The organism is Tomitella cavernea, assembly GCF_016599145.1.
Classification (GTDB): Bacteria; Actinomycetota; Actinomycetes; order Mycobacteriales; family Mycobacteriaceae; genus Tomitella; species Tomitella cavernae.
Genome location: NZ_JAENKO010000015.1, coordinates 34,182 through 55,101, shown reverse-complemented (window position 1 = coordinate 55,101; position 20,920 = coordinate 34,182). Strand labels below are relative to the sequence as shown.

Here is a 20,920-nt window from a genome sequence, read left to right as displayed (position 1 = left end):
GCCCGCACGATCACGGGATCTGCACGATCCCGGCCCCGTTCCCGGCGAAGTCGTCTCGCCGCCCCGTCACCGCACTCGACGCGGTCCATCTGCCGGCGCGCCGCTCGACGGCGATGGGATAGCCGAAGGCCCCGGTGATCGTCGCCGAGGTCAGCACCTGTGCGGCCGGCCCGGAGGCGAGTACCCGGCCGTCGGCGATCACCAGCGCGTGCGTCGTGGACGCCGGAAGCTCCTCCAGATGGTGCGTGACCAGCAGCGACGACAATCGTGGATGCGCCTCGCGGAGCCCGGAGAGCACATCGAGGAGGATCTCCCGCGCAGCCAGGTCCAAGCCCGTCGTCGGCTCGTCGAGCAGGAGCAGCTGCGGCCGCGTCATCAGCGCCCGGGCGATGAGCACGCGGCCACGTTCCCCCTGGGAGAGCACCGACCAGCGCGTGTCCGTGCGGGCGGTGAGCCCGAGCGTCGCCGTCAGCTCGTCGGCCAGCGCAGTGTCCGCGGCGGCCGGCGCCCACCGCGCGGGCAGGTCCGAGGCCGCGACCAGACCGGTCAGCACCGCCTCCCGCACGGTGAGGTCCGCCTCGATGCGGGTGCGCGGGTCGATGTGCCCGATATGCGTGCGCAGCTCCCGCATGTCTACGCGGCCCAGCCGGTGCCCCAGCACATGCACCGTGCCGCTGGTCGGATGCAGCTTCGCCCCGCACAACGCGAGCAGCGTCGATTTTCCCGCGCCGTTCGGACCGATCACCGCCCAGTGTTCGCCGGCATGGACCTCGGCGGAAACCCCCTCGACCAGTGCCCTCCCCTGGCGCATGACCGTCACGCCGTCCACGCACAGCACGGCGCCGCTGTGCGCGGTGCCCACAACCGCCTCCGCAGCGCTCACGACCGCCTCCGCAGCGCGTCGGCCAGGCCCAGCAGATGCCCGCGGGTCAGTGCCTCCGCCCGGTCGGCACGGCGTGCGAAGATCGCCTCGACGATCGCGGTGTGCTCGTGCGCATCGTGTTCGGTGACATCCATGATCTCCAGCAAGCCCCCCATCGAAGCCACCAGCCGCGGCCGGAGGCTGTCGAACAGGGCCAGCAGCAGCTCGTTGCGGGCCGCGGCGACCACCGCGCGGTGGAAGGCGATGTCCGCCTGAGCGAGCTCCCCGGGAGCTGCCCGGGCTGCCATCGCGTTGCGTTCGGCGAGGGCACGCCGGATCGTCTCCGCGTCGGATCCGTCGTGCTCTGCTGCGGCCAGAGCGGCTGCGCGCGACTCGATGGCGATCCGCACCTGCACCACCTCGGCGATCGCCCCGAGCCGGGCGAGCCGGTCCCACCCGTCCGTCGGCGTGGCCGACGTGACGAACACGCCGATCCCCTGCCGGCTGGTCAGCACCCCCCGTGCAGCGAGCTGGCGGATGGCCTCGCGGATCGTCGAGCGGCTCACCTTGAGCTCACCCGCGAGTGCGAGCTCGCCCGGCAGCTGCTCTCCGACCTCCCAACGGCCACTGCCGATCGCGTCGAGCAACGCCTCTGCGGCCTGCTGCGACAGGGGGACACGCGTCAGTGAATCCATCATTCAGCCCTTAGTCATCCGGTTGTCTGACATAGTAACCTCCGGTTCCGCGGCGCCGGTTCCGCGTTCATCGCTGCCCTTCTGCGCGTCTGCGGTGTGACGCCGCCGGCCGCGCATCCGATACAGCTCGCGCATCGCGATCACCAGCGCGAAGACCGCGAAGACGACGCTGAGGACCTTCATGTCCATCGTCAGCGCCAGCAGCACGCCGATGACCGCCCCGGGAAGCGCCCCGACGTTCAGCACAGTGGCCAGCCGCGTGTCGGCGGTCCCCTGGCGCATATGGACGACCGTTCCGACGACCGCGTTGGGGAAGAACATCAGCAGGGACGTCCCCTCCGCGGTGACGAGATCCGCGCCGAACAGCATCATGAGCACCGGCACCGCCAGGAGTCCTCCACCGAGACCCATACCGGCCGACCACACACCGATGACGAGCCCCAGCGCGAGGGAGACGGGCACGGTGAACCACGGGTTGTCGATCAGGTGCTCCGGCACGATCGCCGATCCGCGCAACGGGTCGGCGCCTGCGACGTCGACGAAGAGCTTGAGGCACGTGGCCATCAGGATGATCACGAACAGCCACCGCAGAAGCCGGTGCGAGATGCGCAGGATGAGCCGCGCCCCGAAGAACACGCCGCTCCCGCCGCCGAGGAGCCCGCCGATGACGCCGCCGATACCGCCGACGGCGAGTGCGGTCGTCACCCCCGTCCCGGCTGTCCACGCAACCCGGGCTCCGCCCACGGCTACAACGCTTCCCGGCTTCTGCCCACTCGCCATAGCGATGGCCCCCTTCGTCCACATCGTCACGTCAGGTCGGAACACTAGCACTTGTCAGACAAGTGCGTGTCTGTGTGGTTTGTTCAGGGCAGTTCCGGGCCGTCGTGCAGACTGTGTCTGTGCACCACCACGACCCCGCCGCCACGCCCACCGCTCGGCCCCGCCGGATCCTCGACCTCACCCACACACTCGACGAGGACTTCCCACAGTGGCCCGGCGATCCGCTCTTCCGGATGCGCCGCGTCCCCGCATCGCCGGAGTTCCTCGTGCACGAGCTCTGCTTCGGCGAGCACACCGGCACCCACGTGGACGCGCCACTGCACTGTGCTCCAGGCGGGGCCGGCGTCGATCGGATCCGCGTCGACGACCTCGTCGCCCCGCTCGTGCTCATCGACATCGCCGGCCGTGCCACTTCCGAGCCAGATGCACTCGCCACGCCCGCGGACATAGCCGCCTGGGAATCGCGGCACGGCCCCGTCCCGGACGGCGCCCTCGTCGCGCTCATCACCAGACCCGCCCCCGGGATCGACCACGCCTCCGCGCCCGTACGCCCGAGCCCCTCCGCGGAGCCCGCACCGCACGCGGCCCCGGACCATAACGCGGAAGTGGGTGCGCTGGCACGGTCGTTGACACCCGACGCGGCCGGCGACGCACACTGGCCGGGGTTCTCGCGCGAGGCCGTCGAGTTACTGGTGCACGGACGGGCCGTCGTCGCCATCGGCACCGATGCGCCCAGCATCGACTGCGGATCGTCCACAGACTTCCCCGCCCATCACGCCATCCTCGGCGCCGGACGCTACGCCGTCGAGATGCTCGCCGCTCTCAGTACTCTGCCGCCCGCCGGAGCGGTGGTCGTAGTGGCGCCTCTCAAGCACCGCGGCGGCTCCGGCGGGCCCGCGCGGGTTCTCGCCGATGCTCGATTGACCGGCGGCACGCCGCGGATCGGAACGGAACCCGCGCGGATCGCCACCCGCGCGCGTATGCGGCGCCCTATACTTCACGGGCACGAATTCCGGTGTGCGACGCCGCACACGCAACGATCGAGGAGCGCCCATGACCGTCACACACAAGCTCATCGGCGGCTCCATGCAAATGGTGGCCTGCCAGCTCGCACAGGGCCAATCGGTGTTCTGTGAGCCGGGCAAGTTCCTGTGGAAGACCACCAACGTGGACGTCCGCACGACCCTCGGGGCGCCGTCCGGCAACCCCGGTGGCGGCCAGACCACCGCGTCATCGCTGCTGGGGCTCGCCAAGAACGTCGGCAAACGGATGATCGCCGGCGAGTCGCTCGCGGTGCAGGTGTACTCGGCGCAGCAGCAGCCCGGCCTCGTCGCGTTCGCCGGCGTTCTGCCCGGCCAGGTCCGTGCGCTCGAACTCGACGGTTCCACACAATGGCTGGCGCAGAAGGACGCCTTCGTCGCCGCCGAATCCACGATCGACTTCGACATCGCCTTCTCCGGCGGCAAGACCGGCCGGTGGGGAGGCGAGGGCTTCATCCTGGAGAAGCTCGGCGGCACCGGCACCGCGTTCATCGCCGGAGCCGGCGACTTCGTCGACCTCAACCCCGCCGACTACGGCGGCAAGATCCAGGTGGACACCGGGTGCATCGTCGCATTCGAGAGCTCCGTCAAATACGGGGTGGAGCGCGTAGGCGGCATGGATATGAAGGGCGTGATGAACATGGCACTCGGCGGCGAAGGCGTGCATCTGGCCACGCTGGAGGGCGACGGCCGGGTGATCATCCAATCGATGACGACGGCCGGCATCGCGCAGGCGCTGATGAAGAACGTGGGGCCGGACGAGGACCGCAAGGGATTCACCGGCGGGCTGTTCTCTGGAAGTATGGACTGATGGGGTTCATGGACAAAGCCAAAGAGGCGGCCGAGCGCGCGGCGGCCATGGCACAGCAGGGCCTGGACCAGGGCCAGCAGAAACTCGACGAGTACCAGCAGCAGCGCGAGGCCGGTGATATGTACCGCGCACTGGGCGAGGCTTTCTACGCCGAACAACGCTCCGATGGCCCGCGCCAGGATGTAGCGGACGCGCTCGCGCGGCTCGACCAGTGGCACGCGCAGACCGGCGCGGCCGGGACGACGCCCCCGGAGGCCGGAACAGCCGACGCGCCCCCGCCTCCTCCGCCGCAGCCTGGGCCCGGAGGCCCTCCCCCACCTCCGGCTCCCCCACCGCCGGCTCCTCCTGCCGCCGGTCCGGGGCCGCACCCACCGCGTCCCGGCCCGCCGGAGCCGCCGCCTCCTCCAGAACCCGGCGGCCGCGACAAGCCGCGACGTGAGCCGCCGGGCGGGTTCACGCTGGACGGGCTCTGACGTTCCCGATCGTCAGCCGCGGCGGCACGCCAGCACCAGGGCGAAGCGCGCCGCTTCGTCCGTCCAGGTATGCACCGGGTCGAGGCCCGCCGCAGCGAGCTCGTGGCCGACCGCGTCGAGAGTGAACTTGGCGGAAACCTCGGTGCGTAGCTCCTCCCCGGCGGCGAAGTCGACTTCGATCCCCACCGCGGGGATGCACACGCGCATCGCGCGCCGGGCCCGCAGCCGCATCTCGATCCAGCTGTTCCCCGCGTTCCACAGCGCGACATGGTCGAACATGTGCGGCACGAAATCGGCGCCCAGGCGCCGGTTGAGCACGTGCAGCACGTTGCGGTTGAACTCCGCCGTGACGCCCTCCGCGTCGTCGTATGCGGCGATCATCACCGCGGGGTCGGTGACGAGGCCTATTCCGACCAGCAGGCATTCCCCGGGTTCCATCGCCCCGGCGGCGCCGTGCAGAAAGGCGGCTCTGGGGCCAGGTTCCAGGTTTCCGATGGTGCCGCCGAGGAATGCGACCAGGCGACGCCCCACCCTCGGCAGCGATGCCGTCGTATCCGTGAAATCGCCGACCACCCCGCGCACCGGCAGGTCGGGGAACTCGATCGCCAGCGCGTCCGCGGCGAGACGGATGGACGGCTCCGAGACGTCCTGCGGCACATACATCTTCAGGCCCTCGTGCTCGGCGAACGCGGCCAGAAGCAGTCGCGTCTTCTCCGAGGACCCCGAGCCGAGCTCGACCAGGGTGGTGGCCCTGCTCGCGGCAGCGATCTCCGGCGCCGCCCGCATCAGCAGTGCGCGCTCGGTCCGCGTCGGATAGTACTCGGGAAGCCGCGTGATCGCCTCGAACAGCTCACCTCCCCGCTCATCGTAGAACCATTTGGGGGGCAGGTTCTTCGGGTTCGCAGACAGGCCTGACGCGACGTCGGCCCGCAGCTGCTCCTCCAAGTCCGCCTCGGTCAGGTGCACGTCCACCAGGGTCGTCGTCATCGGTTGCGGGCTCCCTTCACCGGCTGTTCGCTGCCATGGAAATCGGTTCCGACCGTAAGCGTCCGATCCGCGCATCGACGAGGGCTCCGTCGTCCACTTCCGACCACCCCACGTCGGTGGTCGGCTCCGAGGCGATCCACAGCTCGTCAGGCGCGTCGAGGACCCACAGGGAATGGCGCCAGGCGGTGGCGACGACGCGTTCGCCGTCGGTGGCGAGCAGGTTCAGCCGGGATCCGGGGGCGCGCTCTTCGACATCCTGTATCAGCGACGCCACCGCATCCGCAGCGTCCATGCCCGCCGTGATGCGCGCGCGGAACAGCTGCCAGAGGAACACCGAATCGGTGGCGGCCTCCGACCGCATCGCCTCGGCTGCCGGAATCTCGTCCGCCAGACCGGCCACGGAGCCGGGCCAGCCGCGGACGACCCCGTTGTGGCTGAACGCCCACCGGCCGTCGGTGAACGGCGCGCACGCCTGCGCCGACACCGCCATGCCCGGGGTCGCCGAGCGCACCGCCGCGAGGATCGCCGTCGTGCGGATCTGCTCGAGCGCCCCGCGCACCGCCGGCCCACCGTCGGCCCCCTGCCCGTCGTCAACCCCTTCCCCGCCGGCGGCCACCGTGCGGCCCAATGCCGGGTCGGACCAGACCGGCAGCGTGGTGCGATGCTGGCCCACTCCCTGCGGGCCGCCGGACGCCCACCAGCACGCGCCGAACCCGTCGGCGTTGATCGTGCCGCCGCCGCGCATCTGCTGCGGCGCCCACGCCTGCCGGGCCAGCGAATGCCTGCCGTGCGTCGCCACCCAGGCCACCGTGCGAGCGGGCCCCAGGAAGGCCAGATGACGGCACATCAGGCGCGCGCACCGTCGCGCTCGGAGGCAGCGGCGATGCCGACGCCATCATTTGCCGGATAGTCGCGTGCGAGCCGGATGCCCGCGAAGATCTGCCGCCGCACGGGGTGGTCCCAGTTGCGGAACGTGCCGCGGCAGGCGACCGCGTCCGTACCGAAAGAGCCGCCCCGCAGCACACGGTAGTCGCCCCCGAAGAACACCTCCGAGTACTCGCGGTACGGAAAAGCCCGAAAGCCCGGATACGCCTCGAAGCCGGATGAGGTCCATTCCCACACGTCCCCGATGAGCTGGTGGATGCCGGTCACGGTGGCCCCGGCCGGGTAAGCCCCCGCCCCGGCTGGAGACAGGTGCCGTTGCCCCAGGTTCGCGTGGTACTCGGTGGGTTCCGCGTCGCCCCATGGATAGGTGCGCGAGCGCCCGGCCGCCGCGTCGTGACGTGCGGCCTTCTCCCACTCGGCCTCGGTGGGCAGCCGCTTGTCCGCCCACGCGGCGAACGCCTCCGCCTCGAAATAGCTCACGTGCACCACCGGCTCGTCCGGCTCGAGCGCCACCGTCGCCCCGAACCGGCGGCGCTGCCAGCGGCCGTCGCCGTCGCGGCTCCAGAACTGCGGCGCCTCGAGCCCTTCCTCCACGCGGTGGCGCCATCCCCGCTCGGACCACAGCTCACGGCGCCGGTAGCCGCCGTCGGCGATGAAGTGCGCGTACCGGCGGTTGGTCACGGGCAGCGCCTCGATGGCGAACGCGGCGACTTCCACACGGTGCGCCGGGCGTTCGTTGTCCAGCGCCCACGATTCCGTCCCGGCCGTGCCGTCGGTGCCCATGGTGAACGCACCCCCGGGCACGACAATCTCGGGCACTGCGGACTCGGGCACTGCGGACTCGGGCACTGCGGACTCGGGCACTGCGGACTCGGGCACTGCGGACTCGGGAGCGGGGTCGGCGGAGACGGGGCCTGTGGCCCGGCGGGCGCGCGGGGCCGCCGGGGCGTGCAACAGGGCCGGCCCGGTGCGCAACTGGTGGGTGGCGAGCATGGTCTCGTCGTGCTGCTGCTCGTGCTGGGCGACCATGCCGAAGACGAAGCCGTCCGCGGTGAGCGCGTCGCCGTCGAACCCGCAGTGGTCGAGCACGTCGAATGCGCGCTCCCGGACGGACTCGGCATAGGCACGCGCTTCCGTCGGCCCCAGGATCGGAAGCGACGGACGCGTGCTGCGAGGGTGCTGGAGCGCGTCGTATAGGTCGTCCAGACCGGACACCGCGTCCAGACCGGACGGATCACCGAGGCCGGCGCGCGCCGGGGTAGCCGCACATCCGCCCGCTGCGCGCACCAGCCACCGGTCCTCCTGGTTGCCGATATGCGCCAGGTCCCATACCAGCGGTGACATCAGCGCGGAATGCTGCGCGGTCAGTTGATCATCGGGGATGTCCGTGAGGCCCCGCGTCCGGCGGCGGGCCCGTTCCAGCGCTCCGCGGCATGCCGCCCGCAATGCGTCACCGGGTTCCGCGGCCGGAGCATCTCCGGTGCGGGCGGGACGCCGATCCGGGCCGGCGATGCGCCGGCACACCGACTCGATGGCCTCCGCCGTCTCCGCCGCGCGGCCGCCGGATGCCGCCTCCGCCGCGAGTTCCAGCAACGCGCGCGCGGTCCCCCGCAGCTCTTCGTCGGCGAGGCCGTGGCGCGCGGCCCGACGCCACTCCCCGCGCGTCGGTTCCGCGATCGCGGCCGCCCGACGCGCGGCGTCCGGTGTACCGGCCAGCGCGGCGATCACGGCGATCGGCGCTCGCCAGGGCTCCCCACCCTGGCCGCCGCGGAATCCCGCTGGCTGTGCGTCGAGGTAGCGCACCTCAAGGTGCCCGCAGGGGCGCACAGGTGGAAACAGGGTGGTGAGATGGTAGTCGAGGTCGGCGATCGTGGGCGCCCGATCGGGCGCGCCGGCCCCGCCCGCGATCCATTGGGCGAAGGTCACGTCACCGGGAACGGACCAATCGCCGTTCCCGCGCCGGACACACAGCAGCGGCGCTCCCAGAGCCCACCGGGTGTAGGAGGCGACGGGGTCGGCGGACGCCCCGGGCGCCGCGGCGTCGAGCCCGGTACGGCCCGGGTCGAGGGTCAGCCAGGTGCGCATGCGTTCCGACGCCCACCGGCCGCGCCCCTCGCTTCCGTCGTTCGCGTCCATGCCCGTCGCGGCGGAGCCGGCGTCGGCGAAGGCCGCCACCAGCGCGGGTCCCACTGCATCGAGCATCCGCCACCGCAGGGCCAGATCGTCGAGGTCGGCCCCGCAATCGACGCTCACGTGGATGGCCGCGGTGTTGCACATCATCTGCACTCCGCGCGGGCCACTCCGATCGAAGCGATCCTGCATCGCCGCGTAGCGCGCCACAGTCAGGATGCGGGACGGTTCCCGGACTCGGTCGACGGCGCCCGGGAGCATCTCGATGCCCAGGGTGTCCAGCAGCGCGCGCAGCACCGCGGCATCCGCGGCCAGTGCGGCGCAGAGCCTGTCGACATCCGTGAGTGGAAGGCTGGAGATCTCCACCTGCCCACCCGGCTCGACCGTGACCGAACCCCCGGCCGGCAGCGGCGCGTGCGGAGACCCCGGGGCGATGCTGCGGGGCGCGTGCGCGCCCAGGGCCTCCGCAAGAAGCGCCGCGGTGGGCCTGCTCCCCGCCGTGGCCCTGGTGAACCACTCGAGCTCGGCGCCGACCAGGCGCGGCGGACGCAGTCCGAAGCACTGCTGGACGATACGAGCCTGGGCGGACTCCGCAGTGACAGGCACGCGCCCGTGGTCCGCCGTCGCCGGAGCGTCGCGGTGTCCCGCCCCGGCCGTCCGGACGGTTCCTGCCGTCCGGGGCGGCCCGGCCGATCCGGTGGGGTGCGTGGTTCCGGTGGAGTGGGACATCTCAGGTGGGCGCCTCGATTCACACGAACGCGGGTCCTCACCGACAGTAACCGTCCGCGGCACCGAACGGGGCGATCTGCGCATCATCGATCAGGCTTACCCCGGACGCACCCACGGCACTCGCCGACGCCCGCCCCATGTCCGATCCCAATGCACGGGAGACCCGCTCCGCACCCCGGCGGCGGCTCGGATATACCCGTTGCATGACTCACACCACACCGCGCCCCGGTGCGCCGTCCTCGCCCGACTCGGTCCGTCCTCTGCGCATCGACTCGCCCACAGGCGCCGGCGTCCCTGAGTGGGACGTCGAGGCCGACGTCGTGGTCGTGGGCTACGGCATCGCGGGCGCTTGCGCGGCGATCGAGGCGGCCAGGACGGGCGCCCAGGTCGTGATTCTCGAGCGCGCCGGCGGATGGGGCGGTGCCGCGGCCCTGGCCGGCGGGTTCATTTACATGGGCGGCGGCACGGCGCTGCAGCGCGCCCTGGGTTTCGACGACGACGTCGAGAACATGAAGGCGTTCCTGACGGCCGCGATGGGCCCCGGAGCCGACCGGGCGAAGCTCGACGCCTACTGCGAGGGCAGCGTCGCCCACTACGACTGGCTGGTGGACGCCGGGGTGCGTTTCAAGCCCTCGTTCTTCGGTGAGCCCGGCTGGGAGCCCCCGGCCGACGACGGCCTGATGTACACCGGCGGGGAGAACGCGGCGCCGTTCACTTCCGTCGCCGCTGCGGCCCCGCGCGGCCACGTGCCGCAGATGAGCGCGAAGAAGGCGGGCGAGCAAAGCGCGGGGCTGATGCTCATGACCCCGCTGTCGGAACGGATCGCCGAGCTGGGCGTGCGCAGCGAGTACGACGTGACGACCAGGCGCCTCGTGGTGTCCGCCGATGACGACGGCGACCGGGTCGTCGGCGTGATCGGCACTCGTTTCGGCAAGGAGCTGACGGTGCGGGCCCGCCGCGGCGTGGTGCTGGCCGCGGGCAGCTTCACCTACAACGACGCGATGATGCGCGCGCACGTGCCGCTGCTGGCCGGCAGACCCGGCTCGGCGGTGGAGCAGCACGACGGCCGCGCCATCCGGATGGGCCAGGCCGTCGGCGCCGACCTGATGCACATGGACGCCGCCGAGGTGGCGATCCACTGCGACCCGCAGATGATGGTGCGCGGCATCCTCGTCAACGGGCGCGGCCAGCGCTTCGTCACGGAGGACACCTACCCGGGGCGCATCGGCCAGGAGATGGCGTTGCACCAGGGCAACGAGGCCTACCTGGTCCTCGACGAGCGCGCCTACGAGGAGGCCGGCTCCACCGTCAGCGCCACCCCGTTCCTGCGGTTCCGGCCGAAGTGGGTGGGCGAGACGGTCGCCGAGGTCGAGTCGGAGGCGGGCCTGCCCGAAGGGTCATTGCAGGCGACGGTGGAGTTGTACAACCGGCACGCAGCGCGCGGCGAGGACCCGATGTTCGGTAAGAACGCGCAGTGGCTGCGCCCCCTCGAAGGCAACATCGCCGTCATCGACCTGCGTGGGCGCACCGGCGGCTTCGCCCTGGGCGGGCTGCGCACCGACCCCGACTCCCGGGTGCTGCACGTGGACGGCGACCCCGTGCCCGGGCTGTTCGCCGCGGGCCGGTGCACATCGGGCCTCGCCGCCTGGGGCTACGCGAGCGGCGCGTCGCTGGGCGACGGCAGCTTCTTCGGCCGTCGGGCGGGAATCAGCGCCGCCGCGGCCAGCTAGGGTTGTGCTGCCGGCATCTGCGGCGGCTCCGCACGCCCCACCCCCAGGAGACTCCATGTCCGACGAGAATTCCGCGACGATCTACCACAACCCGCGTTGCAGCACCTCCCGGAACGCCCTCCAGCTGCTGCGGGACAACGGCATCGAGCCCACGATCGTCAAGTACCTCGACACGCCTCCCACTCGCGGCGAGCTCGCCCGGCTCATCGAACAGGCGGGCCTGACCCCGCGTCAGGCGATCCGCACCAAGGAGTCCGTCTACAGAGAGCTCGGCCTGGCGGACGCCGGCGACGACGCTCTGCTCGACGCGATGGCCGCCCACCCGATCCTCATCGAACGTCCGCTCGTAGTGACGGACCTCGGGGTCCGGCTGGCGCGGCCGATCCAGAACGTCGAGGAGATTCTGCCCCGGTGAGAAGGGGTTCCGCACGGGGCCGGAAGCGCGGCGGGTGGTCCGCGTCCGACGTCCCGGTGCTGACGGGCAAGACGTTCGTCGTCACCGGCGCCACCAGCGGAATCGGCCTCGAAACAGCGGCAGCGCTGTACGCGGCCGGCGCGGACGTCACGCTGGCCGTGCGCAACGAGGTGAAGGGCCGTGCCGTCGCCGACGGACTCGCCGCCCGCCCGCCCGGTGCGTCCTGGCCGGCGCCGGGCTCGGTCTCGGTCCGGGCGCTGGACCTGGCGGATCTCGCGTCGGTGCGCAGGTTCGCACAGGATTGGGCCGGCCCGATCGACGTGCTCATCAACAACGCCGGCGTGATGACTCCGCGGTTGCAGCGCACTGCGGACGGGTTCGAGATGCAGATGGGGACCAACCACCTGGGCCACTTCGCCCTGACGAATCTGCTGTTACCACAGGTGCGCGACCGGGTGGTGACGGTGGCGTCGCTGGCGGAGCGGGCGGGCCGGATCGATCTGGACGACCTCAACTACGAGCGCCGCCCCCACTCCCGGGCACGGGCCTACGGTCAGGCGAAATTGGCGAACCTGCTGTGCGCGGCGCACCTGCAACGCCGACTCGCCGATTCGGGTTCCGCGGTGCGATCGGTGACGGCGCATCCCGGGGCCTCGTCGACCGGGCTCGGCGACCAGCTGTCCGTCCCCGGTGCGACGGCGCTGTTCCGGTTCGGCAGCAGGTTCGTCGGCCAGGACGCATGCGGCGGGGCTCTTCCGACCCTGTTCGCCGCCGTCGCGGACATCCCCGGCGACACGTACGTCGGCCCCCGCGGGCTGTTCCAGCTGCGCGGCGCGCCCACCGCCATCGGCCGCTCCGCGCGCGCGCTGGACGCCACCACCGCGGCGCGCCTGTGGACGCTGTCCGAGAAGCTGACGGGAACCGCGTTCCCGCTGTGACGTTGCGCGCTCGGGCCCACTCACTCACGGACCCGCGCCACCGGGTATTCTTTGCAACGTTGTCTCGGCGAGGGTGGCTCGCGGTCGATCACCGGCCCGGGCGGACCGTTATCGACGCGACCAGCGGTGTCACCGGCGCGGCCGGTGCACGGCGCGGCGCGCGATCGGCGCCCGCAGCCGGGCACCCCGCAACCGCACTTCTTCCAAGGAGACACCGATGGCCGACAAATTGCGCATCGCCGCCACCCCCCGCACCGAGTTCGGCAAGGGCCCTTCGCGCCGCGCCCGCCGCGAAGGCCTGGTCCCGGCCGTCCTCTACGGCCACGGGGCCGACCCGATCCACCTGAACCTCCCCTCGCTCGAGTTCGCCGCGGTCGTGCGCAACCACGGCACCAACGCCATCGTCACGCTGGACATCGACGGCAAGGAGCACATGGCCCTGACCAAGGAGGTCCGGATCCACCCCGTGCGCAACTACATCGAGCACGCCGACCTGCTCACCGTCAAGCGCGGCGAGAAGGTCGTCGTCGAGGTTCCGCTGGTCGTCACCGGTGAAGCCGCGCCCGGCACCATCGTCTTCCACGAGGTCACGACACTGCGCCTGCAGGCCGACGCGCTCTCCATCCCGGAGGAGATCGAGGTCTCGATCGAGGGTGCCGAGGTGGGCGCCCAGGTCCTCGCCGGGGATGTGCAGATTCCCGCAGGCACCGAGCTCGAAGACGACGCGGAGCTTCTGCTGGTGAACGTCGCCGAGCAGCGGTCCGCGCCCGACGAGGACGAGGCCGCCGCCGAGGGCGAGGCCGGCGAGGCCGCCGCAGAGTGACCCGGCCATCCGCCTGACATCCTTCAACGACGACGGCGCCCCGCCCCCCCGGGGACGGGGCGCCGTCGTCGCAGGGCATCGGGATGCGGCGACTGCAGGCCGGGATGCGATGATGCCCCCTGTGAATACGCCGGGACCCGCCCTCGCCGACCTCGACGGCTCCGACACCCGTCCCCTGGTCATCGCGGGGCTGGGCAATCCGGGCCCGGAGTACGAGCGCACCCGGCACAACATCGGCTTCCTGGTGGCCGACGTGCTCGCCGACCGCATGTCCGCCCGCTTCACGGTGCACAAGCGCAGCGGCGCGCAGATCGCGCAGGGCCGCCTGGCGGGGCGCCCCGTGACCGTGGTCAAGCCCCGTGCCTTCATGAACGTCTCCGGGCGGCAGGTGGCGTCCGCGGCGAAGTTCTTCTCCGTGCCCGCGGACAGGATCCTCGTCGTGCACGATGAGCTGGACCTGGACTTCGGGACGGTCCGGGTGAAGTCCGGTGGCGGCGAGGGCGGACACAACGGCCTGCGCTCGGTGACGTCGTCGCTGGGTACCCGCGACTATCTGCGTGTGCGTGCGGGCATCGGCCGCCCGCCCGGGCGGATGGATCCGGCCTCCTACGTCCTCAAGCCGTTCTCCGCGGCAGAGCGCAAAGAGCTCGGGGTGTTCTGTGAGGAGGCCGCCGATGCCGCGGAGCTCGTAGCCGAGCGGGGGCTCGGCTTCGCGCAGAACCGCCTGCATGGGGCATGATCGGCCACCTTTCTCGGCCGGGTAAACTCGATCGGCGGCAACGCGGCGGAACGCGGTTTCCCACAATGCCCCGCTTCGCGCCATCACCGCACCGGGCGTGACACACCATCCGTGCCGCACCGCCGGTGCCGCACCACCCGCAATCCCGGAAGGATCCCCGGTGACCACCGAGCACGCGTCGGCCCCCAACACCGATCCCGCGACAGCGGCGGGCGGGGCTCACTCCCCCGGCAATGACGCCGCGGGCGTGCAGGCGCGACGCCGACGCACGTTCGCAGTGATCTCGCACCCCGACGCCGGCAAGTCGACGCTCACCGAGGCACTGGCGCTGCACGCCCGGGTGATCTCCGAGGCCGGTGCGGTGCACGGCAAAGCGGGCCGCAAGTCCACGGTGTCGGACTGGATGGAGATGGAGAAGGCCCGCGGCATCTCGGTCAGCTCGACGGCCCTGCAGTTCACCTACGACGACCACGTGATCAACCTCGTCGACACCCCCGGCCACTCCGACTTCTCCGAGGACACCTACCGGGTGCTCACGGCCGTCGACGCCGCGGTGATGCTCATCGACGCGGGCAAGGGCCTCGAGCCGCAGACGCTCAAGTTGTTCCAGGTGTGCAAGCACCGCGGCATTCCGGTGGTCACCGTCATCAACAAGTGGGACCGGCCCGGCCGGTCGCCGCTGGAGCTGCTCGACGAGATTGAGGAGCGCATCGGTCTCATCCCGACCCCCCTGTATTGGCCGGTGGGCATCGCGGGCGACTTCCGTGGCCTGCTGCGCCGCAGCGACGAGGGCTTCATCCGCTTCACACGCACCTCCGGCGGCGCCACCGTCGCGCCCGAGGAGCACCTGGACGCCGAGGCCGCCGCGGCCCGCGAGGGCGACGCGTGGCAGTCGGCCGTCGAGGAGAGCGAGCTGCTCTCGGAGACCGGGGCCGACCACGACCAGGAGATGTACCTGGCCGGGCAGACGTCCCCGGTGATCTTCGCGTCGGCCATGCTGAATTTCGGCGTGCGGCAGATCCTCGACACGCTCGTCGCTTACGCCCCGCCACCGCGCGCGCGCGACGGCGTCGACGGGAAGTCACGCCAGGTGAGCGACCCGTTCAGCGCCGTCGTGTTCAAGGTGCAGGCGGGCATGGACACCGCACACCGCGACAGGCTCGCATTCATGCGGGTGGTCTCCGGGACATTCGAGCGGGGCATGGTGGTCACACACGCGCAGACCGGCCGCCCGTTCGCCACCAAGTACGCGCTCACCGTGTTCGGACGCGACCGCAACACCGTCGAAGACGCCTACCCGGGGGACATCGTCGGTCTCGTCAACGCCAACGCGCTCGCCCCCGGGCACACCCTCTACAGCGATCCGCGCATCGAGTTCGCGCCCATCCCGTCGTTCGCGCCCGAGCACTTCGCGATGATCAGCGCCCGTAGCGCGGGCAAGTACAAGCAGTTCCGCAAGGCCATCGACCAGCTCGACACCGAGGGCGTGGTGCAGGTGCTGCGCAACGACGCGCGCGGCGACGCCTCCCCGGTGATGGCCGCCGTCGGCCCGATGCAGTTCGAGGTGGTCACCGCGCGGATGCAGGCCGAGTTCGGCGTGGAGACCGTCGTGAACAACCTCGGCTACACCGTGGCGCGCGAGACCGACAAGGAATCCGCGCCCGGACTGAACCGCCAGCGCGGCGTCGAGGTGTTCACCCGCTCCGACGGCGTCATCCTGGCACTTTTCAGCGACAAGTGGCGGCTGCAGTACATCGAGAAGGAGAACCCGGAGCTCACGCTGCGGCCTCTCGTCGCGGCGAGCGACTGAAGTACAGCGGCGAGCGACTGAAGTACAGCGGCCGGCGACTGAGACACCGCGGCCAGCGACTGGCATACCGCGGCCGGCGACTAGGCTCCCGGCCGGGCACGCTCGCCGCCGGCGGTCGTCAGGTTTGCGGACACCGGTCCCGGTTACCCTCAGGCATGGTCACCGTAGGCGGCCGCAAGGTGGCGATCACCCACATCGACCGTGTGCTCTATCCAGCACAGGGACGGTCCGGCGCGGTGACGAAGTCGGACGTCATCGGCTACTACCGCGAGATCGCACCCCTGCTTCTGCCCCTCCTGCGTGAGCGGCCCGTCACCCGCAAGCGCTGGCCGCGCGGCGTAGCGGAGGAGTCGTTCTTCGAGAAGCAGCTGCCGTCCTCCGCGCCCGAGTGGATCGACCGCTGCACTCTGGCGCACCGCACGCACCGGACCACCTATCCGATCGCCGATTCCGAGGCGACCCTTGCGTGGTTCGGCCAGCAGGCGGCGCTGGAGCTGCACGTCCCGCAGTGGCGACACGACCGCCCCGACCCCGATTCGGACGCGCCGGACTCCCCCGGCGCGTTCCTCGCCGACCGTCTGGTGTTCGACCTCGATCCCGGGGAACAGACCGGACTCGCCGACTGTGCGCAGGTGGCGACGGCGATACGCGACCTGACCGAATCGAACGGACTCACCTGCCACCCGGTCACGTCCGGAAGCAAGGGCATTCACCTGTACGTGGCACTGGACCGCCCGGTGACGTCGGATGACGCGGTGGACGTGGCCCGCCGTGTCGCCGACGAGGTCGCCGCACGACATCCTCGCACCGTCACCACGACGATGCGGAAGGCGCAGCGCCGCGGAAAGGTGTTCATCGACTGGAGCCAGAACAACGGCGCCAAAACCACCATCGTACCGTACTCGCTGCGCGGACGCGATCGCCCGACCGTCGCCGCGCCACGCACGTGGGACGAGATCGAGGATCCGACACTGCGCCAGCTCACATTCGACGAGGTGCTGCGCCGCGTGGACGAGCACGGCCACCTGCTGACCGACCTGGTGAAGGGCTCTGACCGGGGCCGTAGCCGGGGCTCGAGCGGGCGCCGCGCGCGCGGAACCCGCGACGATACGGGCCGGTTGGGCGAATACCGCACGCGCCGGCAGTTCGGCCGTACCACCGAGCCGCTGCCGGAAGCGGACCCGCGCGGCGCGGACGGCGGAGCCGGATTCGTCATACAGGAGCACCACGCCGGCACCCTGCACTGGGACTTCCGGCTGGAGCGCGACGGCGTGCTCGTATCGTGGGCGGTCCCGAAGAATCTCCCCGCTAACACCGGCCAGGACCGCCTCGCGGTGCACACCGAGGACCATCCGCTCGAGTACGCGTCCTTCGAGGGCGAGATCCCCCGGGGCCAATACGGCGGCGGCCGGGTCGAGATCTGGGATAATGGCACGTACTCGGCGGTGAAGTGGCAGGACGACGAGGTGGTCGTGGACCTGCACGGCAAGCGCCTTCGCGGACGGTACGCCCTGATCCACACGCCCGGAGTCGGCCGCAGCGGCGGACGCGGGACGGAGTCCCGCGGTGACGGCGCGGAAGGCGGCCATACTTCCGGCGCCCATTGGCTGGTGCATCTGAAGAAGGACCAGCCGGAGTTCCGGCCGTCCGCCACGCACGACTCCGATGACGAGCCCTCCGGCGACGGGCCTTCCAGCGACGGCACCGGGCAGACCATCGCGGCCGGCCGGGGATCGCGGGCGCCGTTCCCGCGCGGACTCCGGCCCATGCTCGCGACGCCCGGCGACATCACTGGCCTCGATCCGGACGAGTGGGCGTTCGAGGGCAAGTGGGACGGGCACCGCGTGATCATCGAGGTCCACGACGCAGCGGTGCGATTGCACAGCCGCAACGGTCGCGATGTGACCGACGAGTTCGGCCGGTTCGCCGCCCTGGCCGAGGATCTTCGGGGCCACGACGCGGTACTCGACGCCGAACTGGTGGCGCCCGGTGCGCGCGGTGTCCCGGACTTCGCGCGCCTGCAGCGCCGCGCCGCGGCCACCGAGCTGCGGCTCTACGTGTTCGACGTCCTCTACCTCGATGGGCGACCGTTGTTGCGCGTCGCCTACCGCAATCGCCGCAAGGTTCTCGAGGCCCTCGCCCCGCGGCTGCACGCCGCCGAAGTGCCCGCGCCATATGACCTCGACCCTCGCAAGGCGTTGCGCCGCAGCAGCGACGATGGGCTGGAGGGCATCGTCGCGAAGCGGCTGGGTTCCCGGTATGCCGATGGCAAGCGCTCCGACGCGTGGATCAAGCACAAGCACTTCGCCAGTGATGAGCTCGTGATCGGCGGGTACACCCGCGGAAGCGGCTCGCGCGCGGAGACTTTCGGCGCCCTGCTGCTCGGCGAACCCGACGCCGACGGGCGACTGCGCTATGCCGGCAAAGTGGGCACCGGCTTCGACGAGCACGAGCTCGCGCGACTGACCGCCTCGATGCGCCGGATCCGCCGCAAGACCAGTCCCTTCAGTGACGCGGTGCCCCGCTCCGACGCCCCGGACCCCGTGTGGGTCACCCCGCGGCTCGTCGGCGAAATCCGACACTCCGGCCGTACCGAGGCGGGGCGCTTCCGGCACCCGTCGTGGCGCGGCCTGCGCAGCGACAAGTCGCCCGGCGATCTGTGATGGTCACGCGCATGCGCACCCGAGTAAGTACTTTCGGAGTCGATGCCCGGCGCCTCAGTGTGCGGCGTCGCGACGGGAGGTGGTTCCCATGAGGTCGATCTGGAACGGGCAGGTCGAATTCGGTCTGGTCAGCATCCCTGTCCGGCTGTATGCGGCCACGGAGAACAACAGCGTCAGATTCCGGCAGGTGCACGCACAGGACGGCGGGCAGATCCGGTATCAGCGCGTGTGCTCCGAGGACGGCGAGGAGGTTCCGTATTCGGAGATCGCCAAGGGGTATCAGACAGAGGGCGGCGAGCTCGTCGTGATCACACCCGACGAGCTCGCGGCGGCCGAACCGCAGTCCTCACGCTCGGCGCAAGTGGTCGAGTTCGTCCCGCTCGAGTCCATCGACCCCGTCTACTACGACAAGACCTACTATCTCGAGCCGCGGAAGTCCGCCGTCCGGCCCTACTTGCTGCTGCGCGACGTGCTCCACAAGTCCGACCGTGTCGCGATCGTGAGGATCACCCTGCGCAACCGTGAGGCGATGGCCGTGCTGCGGGCGGCGTCCGACGTGATCATGCTCAGCACGATGCACTGGGCGGACGAGGTCCGCACACCGGCCTTCCCCTTCCTTCAGGAAGAGCATCCGCAGGTACGCAGTGAGGAGATGTCGATGGCCATGACGCTGGTCGACCACATGGCCGACGATGTCTTCGATCCGACCGAGTATCACGACCGGTACCGCGACGCGGTCGCCGAACTCGTCGAGGGGAAACTGGTCGGCGGCCGGACACAAGCGTCCGGCGGCACCCGCCGCCGGAGCCGGTCCGGCAAGGGCAGCGGCGAGGACGAGGACGTGTCCGACCTGCTTCGCGCCCTCAGCGCCAGCGTGGACGACGACTCCGGATCGCGCTCGACGTCCGGCACGAAGAACACGAAAAACACGAAGAAGTCGGACACCCGCAAGAAGCCGCCCGCTGCGAAGAAGAGCGCCACCACCTCCAGCGGCCGCAAAGCAGCGGCGAAGAAGACCGCGAACAGCAAGCCGCGAACCAAGAAGGGAGCGTGATCGCATGGCCCGCGACGACGGGGCGGCGGTATCGACAATGTGCCCTCTGTGCGCCGCTGAACTGGATCATTGCCACGGCACGCTGATCGTGCACCATGACTTGGTCATGGAGTGCACCGATGCGGGCTGCACCGCACTCGATCGAGTGCGACACACGCTGGTCGTCGAATGCGGGGAGATCGCGCCCCCGTGCGGGTGCGGCGACGAGGCCGCCCCCTGCACGTGAGCCGGCACGATCGGCACGACCAGCCGGAGAGGAACCTGTCAGATCGGCGAGTCGAAGACCTCGTTGACCGCGTCCACCGACACCTCGGCGATCGCCGCCGGGGTCCAGGCCGGGTTCCGGTCCTTGTCCACCAGCACCGCGCGCACTCCCTCGGCGAAGTCCGGGCAGGCGGTCATCTTCACCGCGGCGCGCAGCTCACGGCCCAGGCACTCCTCCAGCGTCGCGGACTTGCCGCCGCGGCGCAGCAGCTCGGTGCTCACCGACATCGACCACGGTGACGCCGAAGCGAGCGCCTTGCGCGCCGCGACCCGCCACGGCTCATCGCCCTGGGCCACCCGCTGGGAAATGACGGCCAGGTCGTATCCGGCGAAGGCCTCGTCGATGGCCGGGCGTACCGCTGCGATGGCGGACTCCGGGGCCTGCGCGGCGTCGAGCGTCCCCAGCGCCGCCTCCAACCCGTCGGCGACGACGGACTTCGCGAAGGCGTCGAGCCCCGCGGAGGGCACGAAATGCGTCGCGAGGCCGAGCTCCAGGGCGTCTCCGGCGTTCAGGCGGGCGCCGGTCAGGCCCGCGTACAGTCCGGCGGCCCCGGGGATGCGGGGCAGGAACCAGCTGGCGCCCACGTCCGGGATGAACCCGATGGCGGTCTCCGGCATCGCGAACATCGCGCGCTCGGTGACCACCCGGACCGCTCCGTGCACGGAGATGCCGAGCCCGCCGCCCATGTTGACGCCGTCGATCAGCGACACATACGGCTTGGGGTAGTCGGCGATGAGCTGGTTGAGCCGGTACTCCTCCGAGAAGAATCCGTAGACCTCGCCGTTCTTATCGGCCAGAACGGACTCGCGCACCGAGCGGATGTCGCCGCCCGCACAGAACGCCTTGTCCGAGGCACTGCGCACGAGCACGGTCTGCACCGCGTCGTCGTCCTTCCACCCCACCAGCACCGCGTAAAGTTCGCGGATCATGGGGGTGTCCAGGGCGTTCAGGGCGGACGGCCGATTGAGGACGATCTGTCCGACCGTGCCGTCGATGGTGCTCTCCACATATGAACTCAACGCAGCTCCCCTCAGAAAGTCGTATCCCGCACCCTATGCCCGCGGGTTGTGAGCGGCGCACAAGGTACCGGC

The 20,920-nt window shown here is 71.0% G+C and carries 19 protein-coding genes; 12 read left to right on the top strand and 7 right to left on the bottom strand.

Annotated elements, in window-relative coordinates; all coding sequences use genetic code 11:
* Positions 1–10: 10 nt before the first annotated feature.
* From JJ683_RS07525 to JJ683_RS19010, 3 genes are all read right to left on the bottom strand, one after another.
* Positions 11–811 carry an ABC transporter ATP-binding protein gene (locus tag JJ683_RS07525; protein WP_200172731.1) on the bottom strand — a complete coding sequence of 267 codons (801 nt, stop codon included), beginning with the start codon at positions 809–811 and terminating at the stop codon, positions 11–13.
* A gap of 68 nt (positions 812–879) precedes the next feature.
* The gene (locus tag JJ683_RS07520) at positions 880–1,557 is read right to left on the bottom strand and encodes a FadR/GntR family transcriptional regulator (protein ID WP_200172729.1); all 678 of its coding nucleotides are present in this window, start codon (positions 1,555–1,557) and stop codon (positions 880–882) included.
* Between the two features lie 3 nt (positions 1,558–1,560).
* Positions 1,561–2,262 carry a sulfite exporter TauE/SafE family protein gene (locus JJ683_RS19010; RefSeq protein ID WP_307810750.1) on the bottom strand — a complete coding sequence of 234 codons (702 nt, stop codon included), beginning with the start codon at positions 2,260–2,262 and terminating at the stop codon, positions 1,561–1,563.
* Between the two features lie 308 nt (positions 2,263–2,570).
* Here JJ683_RS19010 and JJ683_RS19725 point away from each other — a divergent pair, with 308 nt between their 5' ends.
* Genes JJ683_RS19725 through JJ683_RS07500 form a run of 3 tightly spaced genes read left to right on the top strand, consistent with a single transcriptional unit; the run spans position 2,571 to position 4,661 of the window.
* Positions 2,571–3,473, top strand: coding sequence for a cyclase family protein (locus tag JJ683_RS19725; RefSeq protein ID WP_372435260.1), 903 nt, complete (start codon positions 2,571–2,573; stop codon positions 3,471–3,473).
* Entirely contained in the window at positions 3,391–4,188 is a 798-nt protein-coding gene (locus tag JJ683_RS07505) for an AIM24 family protein (RefSeq protein ID WP_200172697.1), read from the top strand. Before JJ683_RS19725 ends, JJ683_RS07505 begins: the two co-directional genes overlap by 83 nt.
* Positions 4,188–4,661: a hypothetical protein gene (locus JJ683_RS07500; RefSeq protein ID WP_200172696.1), complete on the top strand. Its 474-nt coding sequence runs from the start codon at positions 4,188–4,190 to the stop codon at positions 4,659–4,661. Before JJ683_RS07505 ends, JJ683_RS07500 begins: the two co-directional genes overlap by 1 nt.
* A gap of 12 nt (positions 4,662–4,673) precedes the next feature.
* Here JJ683_RS07500 and egtD read toward each other — a convergent pair whose 3' ends face one another.
* The 3 genes from egtD to egtB are packed head-to-tail and all read right to left on the bottom strand — an operon-like array spanning position 4,674 to position 9,392.
* Positions 4,674–5,648: an L-histidine N(alpha)-methyltransferase gene (egtD, locus tag JJ683_RS07495; protein ID WP_200172695.1), complete on the bottom strand. Its 975-nt coding sequence runs from the start codon at positions 5,646–5,648 to the stop codon at positions 4,674–4,676.
* Between the two features lie 16 nt (positions 5,649–5,664).
* Positions 5,665–6,495, bottom strand: a complete 831-nt coding sequence (locus JJ683_RS07490; protein ID WP_200172694.1) for a class II glutamine amidotransferase domain-containing protein — start codon at positions 6,493–6,495, stop codon at positions 5,665–5,667.
* Positions 6,495–9,392: an ergothioneine biosynthesis protein EgtB gene (gene egtB / locus JJ683_RS19850; RefSeq protein ID WP_504739231.1), complete on the bottom strand. Its 2,898-nt coding sequence runs from the start codon at positions 9,390–9,392 to the stop codon at positions 6,495–6,497. Before egtB ends, JJ683_RS07490 begins: the two co-directional genes overlap by 1 nt.
* A 203-nt stretch (positions 9,393–9,595) precedes the next feature.
* Between egtB and JJ683_RS07480 the strand changes: the two genes are divergently transcribed.
* From JJ683_RS07480 to JJ683_RS07440, 9 genes are all read left to right on the top strand, one after another.
* Positions 9,596–11,122, top strand: coding sequence for an FAD-dependent oxidoreductase (locus tag JJ683_RS07480; protein WP_200172691.1), 1,527 nt, complete (start codon positions 9,596–9,598; stop codon positions 11,120–11,122).
* A gap of 55 nt (positions 11,123–11,177) precedes the next feature.
* A complete protein-coding gene (arsC, locus tag JJ683_RS07475; protein ID WP_200172689.1) occupies positions 11,178–11,537 on the top strand; it encodes an arsenate reductase (glutaredoxin) in 360 nt (119 codons plus the stop codon).
* Positions 11,534–12,475: an oxidoreductase gene (locus JJ683_RS07470; RefSeq protein ID WP_200172687.1), complete on the top strand. Its 942-nt coding sequence runs from the start codon at positions 11,534–11,536 to the stop codon at positions 12,473–12,475. Before arsC ends, JJ683_RS07470 begins: the two co-directional genes overlap by 4 nt.
* A 217-nt stretch (positions 12,476–12,692) precedes the next feature.
* Complete coding sequence (locus JJ683_RS07465) at positions 12,693–13,298, top strand: 50S ribosomal protein L25/general stress protein Ctc (protein WP_200172685.1); 606 nt, start codon at positions 12,693–12,695, stop codon at positions 13,296–13,298.
* Between the two features lie 175 nt (positions 13,299–13,473).
* Positions 13,474–14,037 carry an aminoacyl-tRNA hydrolase gene (gene pth, locus JJ683_RS07460; protein ID WP_242474492.1) on the top strand — a complete coding sequence of 188 codons (564 nt, stop codon included), beginning with the start codon at positions 13,474–13,476 and terminating at the stop codon, positions 14,035–14,037.
* Positions 14,038–14,284: 247 nt separating this feature from the next.
* Complete coding sequence (locus JJ683_RS07455; RefSeq protein ID WP_372435259.1) at positions 14,285–15,847, top strand: peptide chain release factor 3; 1,563 nt, start codon at positions 14,285–14,287, stop codon at positions 15,845–15,847.
* Between the two features lie 155 nt (positions 15,848–16,002).
* Positions 16,003–18,510 carry an ATP-dependent DNA ligase gene (locus JJ683_RS07450; protein WP_200172679.1) on the top strand — a complete coding sequence of 836 codons (2,508 nt, stop codon included), beginning with the start codon at positions 16,003–16,005 and terminating at the stop codon, positions 18,508–18,510.
* Between the two features lie 88 nt (positions 18,511–18,598).
* On the top strand, positions 18,599–19,564 hold the full coding sequence (gene ku / locus JJ683_RS07445; RefSeq protein WP_200172677.1) for a non-homologous end joining protein Ku: 966 nt from the start codon (positions 18,599–18,601) through the stop codon (positions 19,562–19,564).
* Between the two features lie 4 nt (positions 19,565–19,568).
* Positions 19,569–19,790, top strand: a complete 222-nt coding sequence (locus JJ683_RS07440) for a hypothetical protein (protein ID WP_242474487.1) — start codon at positions 19,569–19,571, stop codon at positions 19,788–19,790.
* A gap of 38 nt (positions 19,791–19,828) precedes the next feature.
* Here the strand turns inward: JJ683_RS07440 and JJ683_RS07435 are convergent, their stop codons facing one another.
* The gene (locus JJ683_RS07435; RefSeq protein ID WP_200172675.1) at positions 19,829–20,848 is read right to left on the bottom strand and encodes an enoyl-CoA hydratase/isomerase family protein; all 1,020 of its coding nucleotides are present in this window, start codon (positions 20,846–20,848) and stop codon (positions 19,829–19,831) included.
* Positions 20,849–20,920 lie beyond the last annotated feature (72 nt).

Coding starts and splice junctions, on each gene's coding strand:
- JJ683_RS07490 (WP_200172694.1), bottom strand. CDS start 6,495: ATGTGCCGTCATCTGGCCTTCCTGGGGCCCGCTCGCACGGTGGCCTGG.
- JJ683_RS07500 (WP_200172696.1), top strand. CDS start 4,188: ATGGGGTTCATGGACAAAGCCAAAGAGGCGGCCGAGCGCGCGGCGGCC.
- JJ683_RS07525 (WP_200172731.1), bottom strand. CDS start 811: ATGCGCCAGGGGAGGGCACTGGTCGAGGGGGTTTCCGCCGAGGTCCAT.
- JJ683_RS19725 (WP_372435260.1), top strand. CDS start 2,571: ATGCGCCGCGTCCCCGCATCGCCGGAGTTCCTCGTGCACGAGCTCTGC.
- ku (WP_200172677.1), top strand. CDS start 18,599: ATGAGGTCGATCTGGAACGGGCAGGTCGAATTCGGTCTGGTCAGCATC.
- egtD (WP_200172695.1), bottom strand. CDS start 5,648: ATGACGACGACCCTGGTGGACGTGCACCTGACCGAGGCGGACTTGGAG.
- egtB (WP_504739231.1), bottom strand. CDS start 9,392: ATGTCCCACTCCACCGGAACCACGCACCCCACCGGATCGGCCGGGCCG.
- JJ683_RS07520 (WP_200172729.1), bottom strand. CDS start 1,557: ATGGATTCACTGACGCGTGTCCCCCTGTCGCAGCAGGCCGCAGAGGCG.
- JJ683_RS07505 (WP_200172697.1), top strand. CDS start 3,391: ATGACCGTCACACACAAGCTCATCGGCGGCTCCATGCAAATGGTGGCC.
- JJ683_RS07480 (WP_200172691.1), top strand. CDS start 9,596: ATGACTCACACCACACCGCGCCCCGGTGCGCCGTCCTCGCCCGACTCG.
- JJ683_RS07440 (WP_242474487.1), top strand. CDS start 19,569: ATGGCCCGCGACGACGGGGCGGCGGTATCGACAATGTGCCCTCTGTGC.
- arsC (WP_200172689.1), top strand. CDS start 11,178: ATGTCCGACGAGAATTCCGCGACGATCTACCACAACCCGCGTTGCAGC.
- JJ683_RS07465 (WP_200172685.1), top strand. CDS start 12,693: ATGGCCGACAAATTGCGCATCGCCGCCACCCCCCGCACCGAGTTCGGC.
- JJ683_RS07450 (WP_200172679.1), top strand. CDS start 16,003: ATGGTCACCGTAGGCGGCCGCAAGGTGGCGATCACCCACATCGACCGT.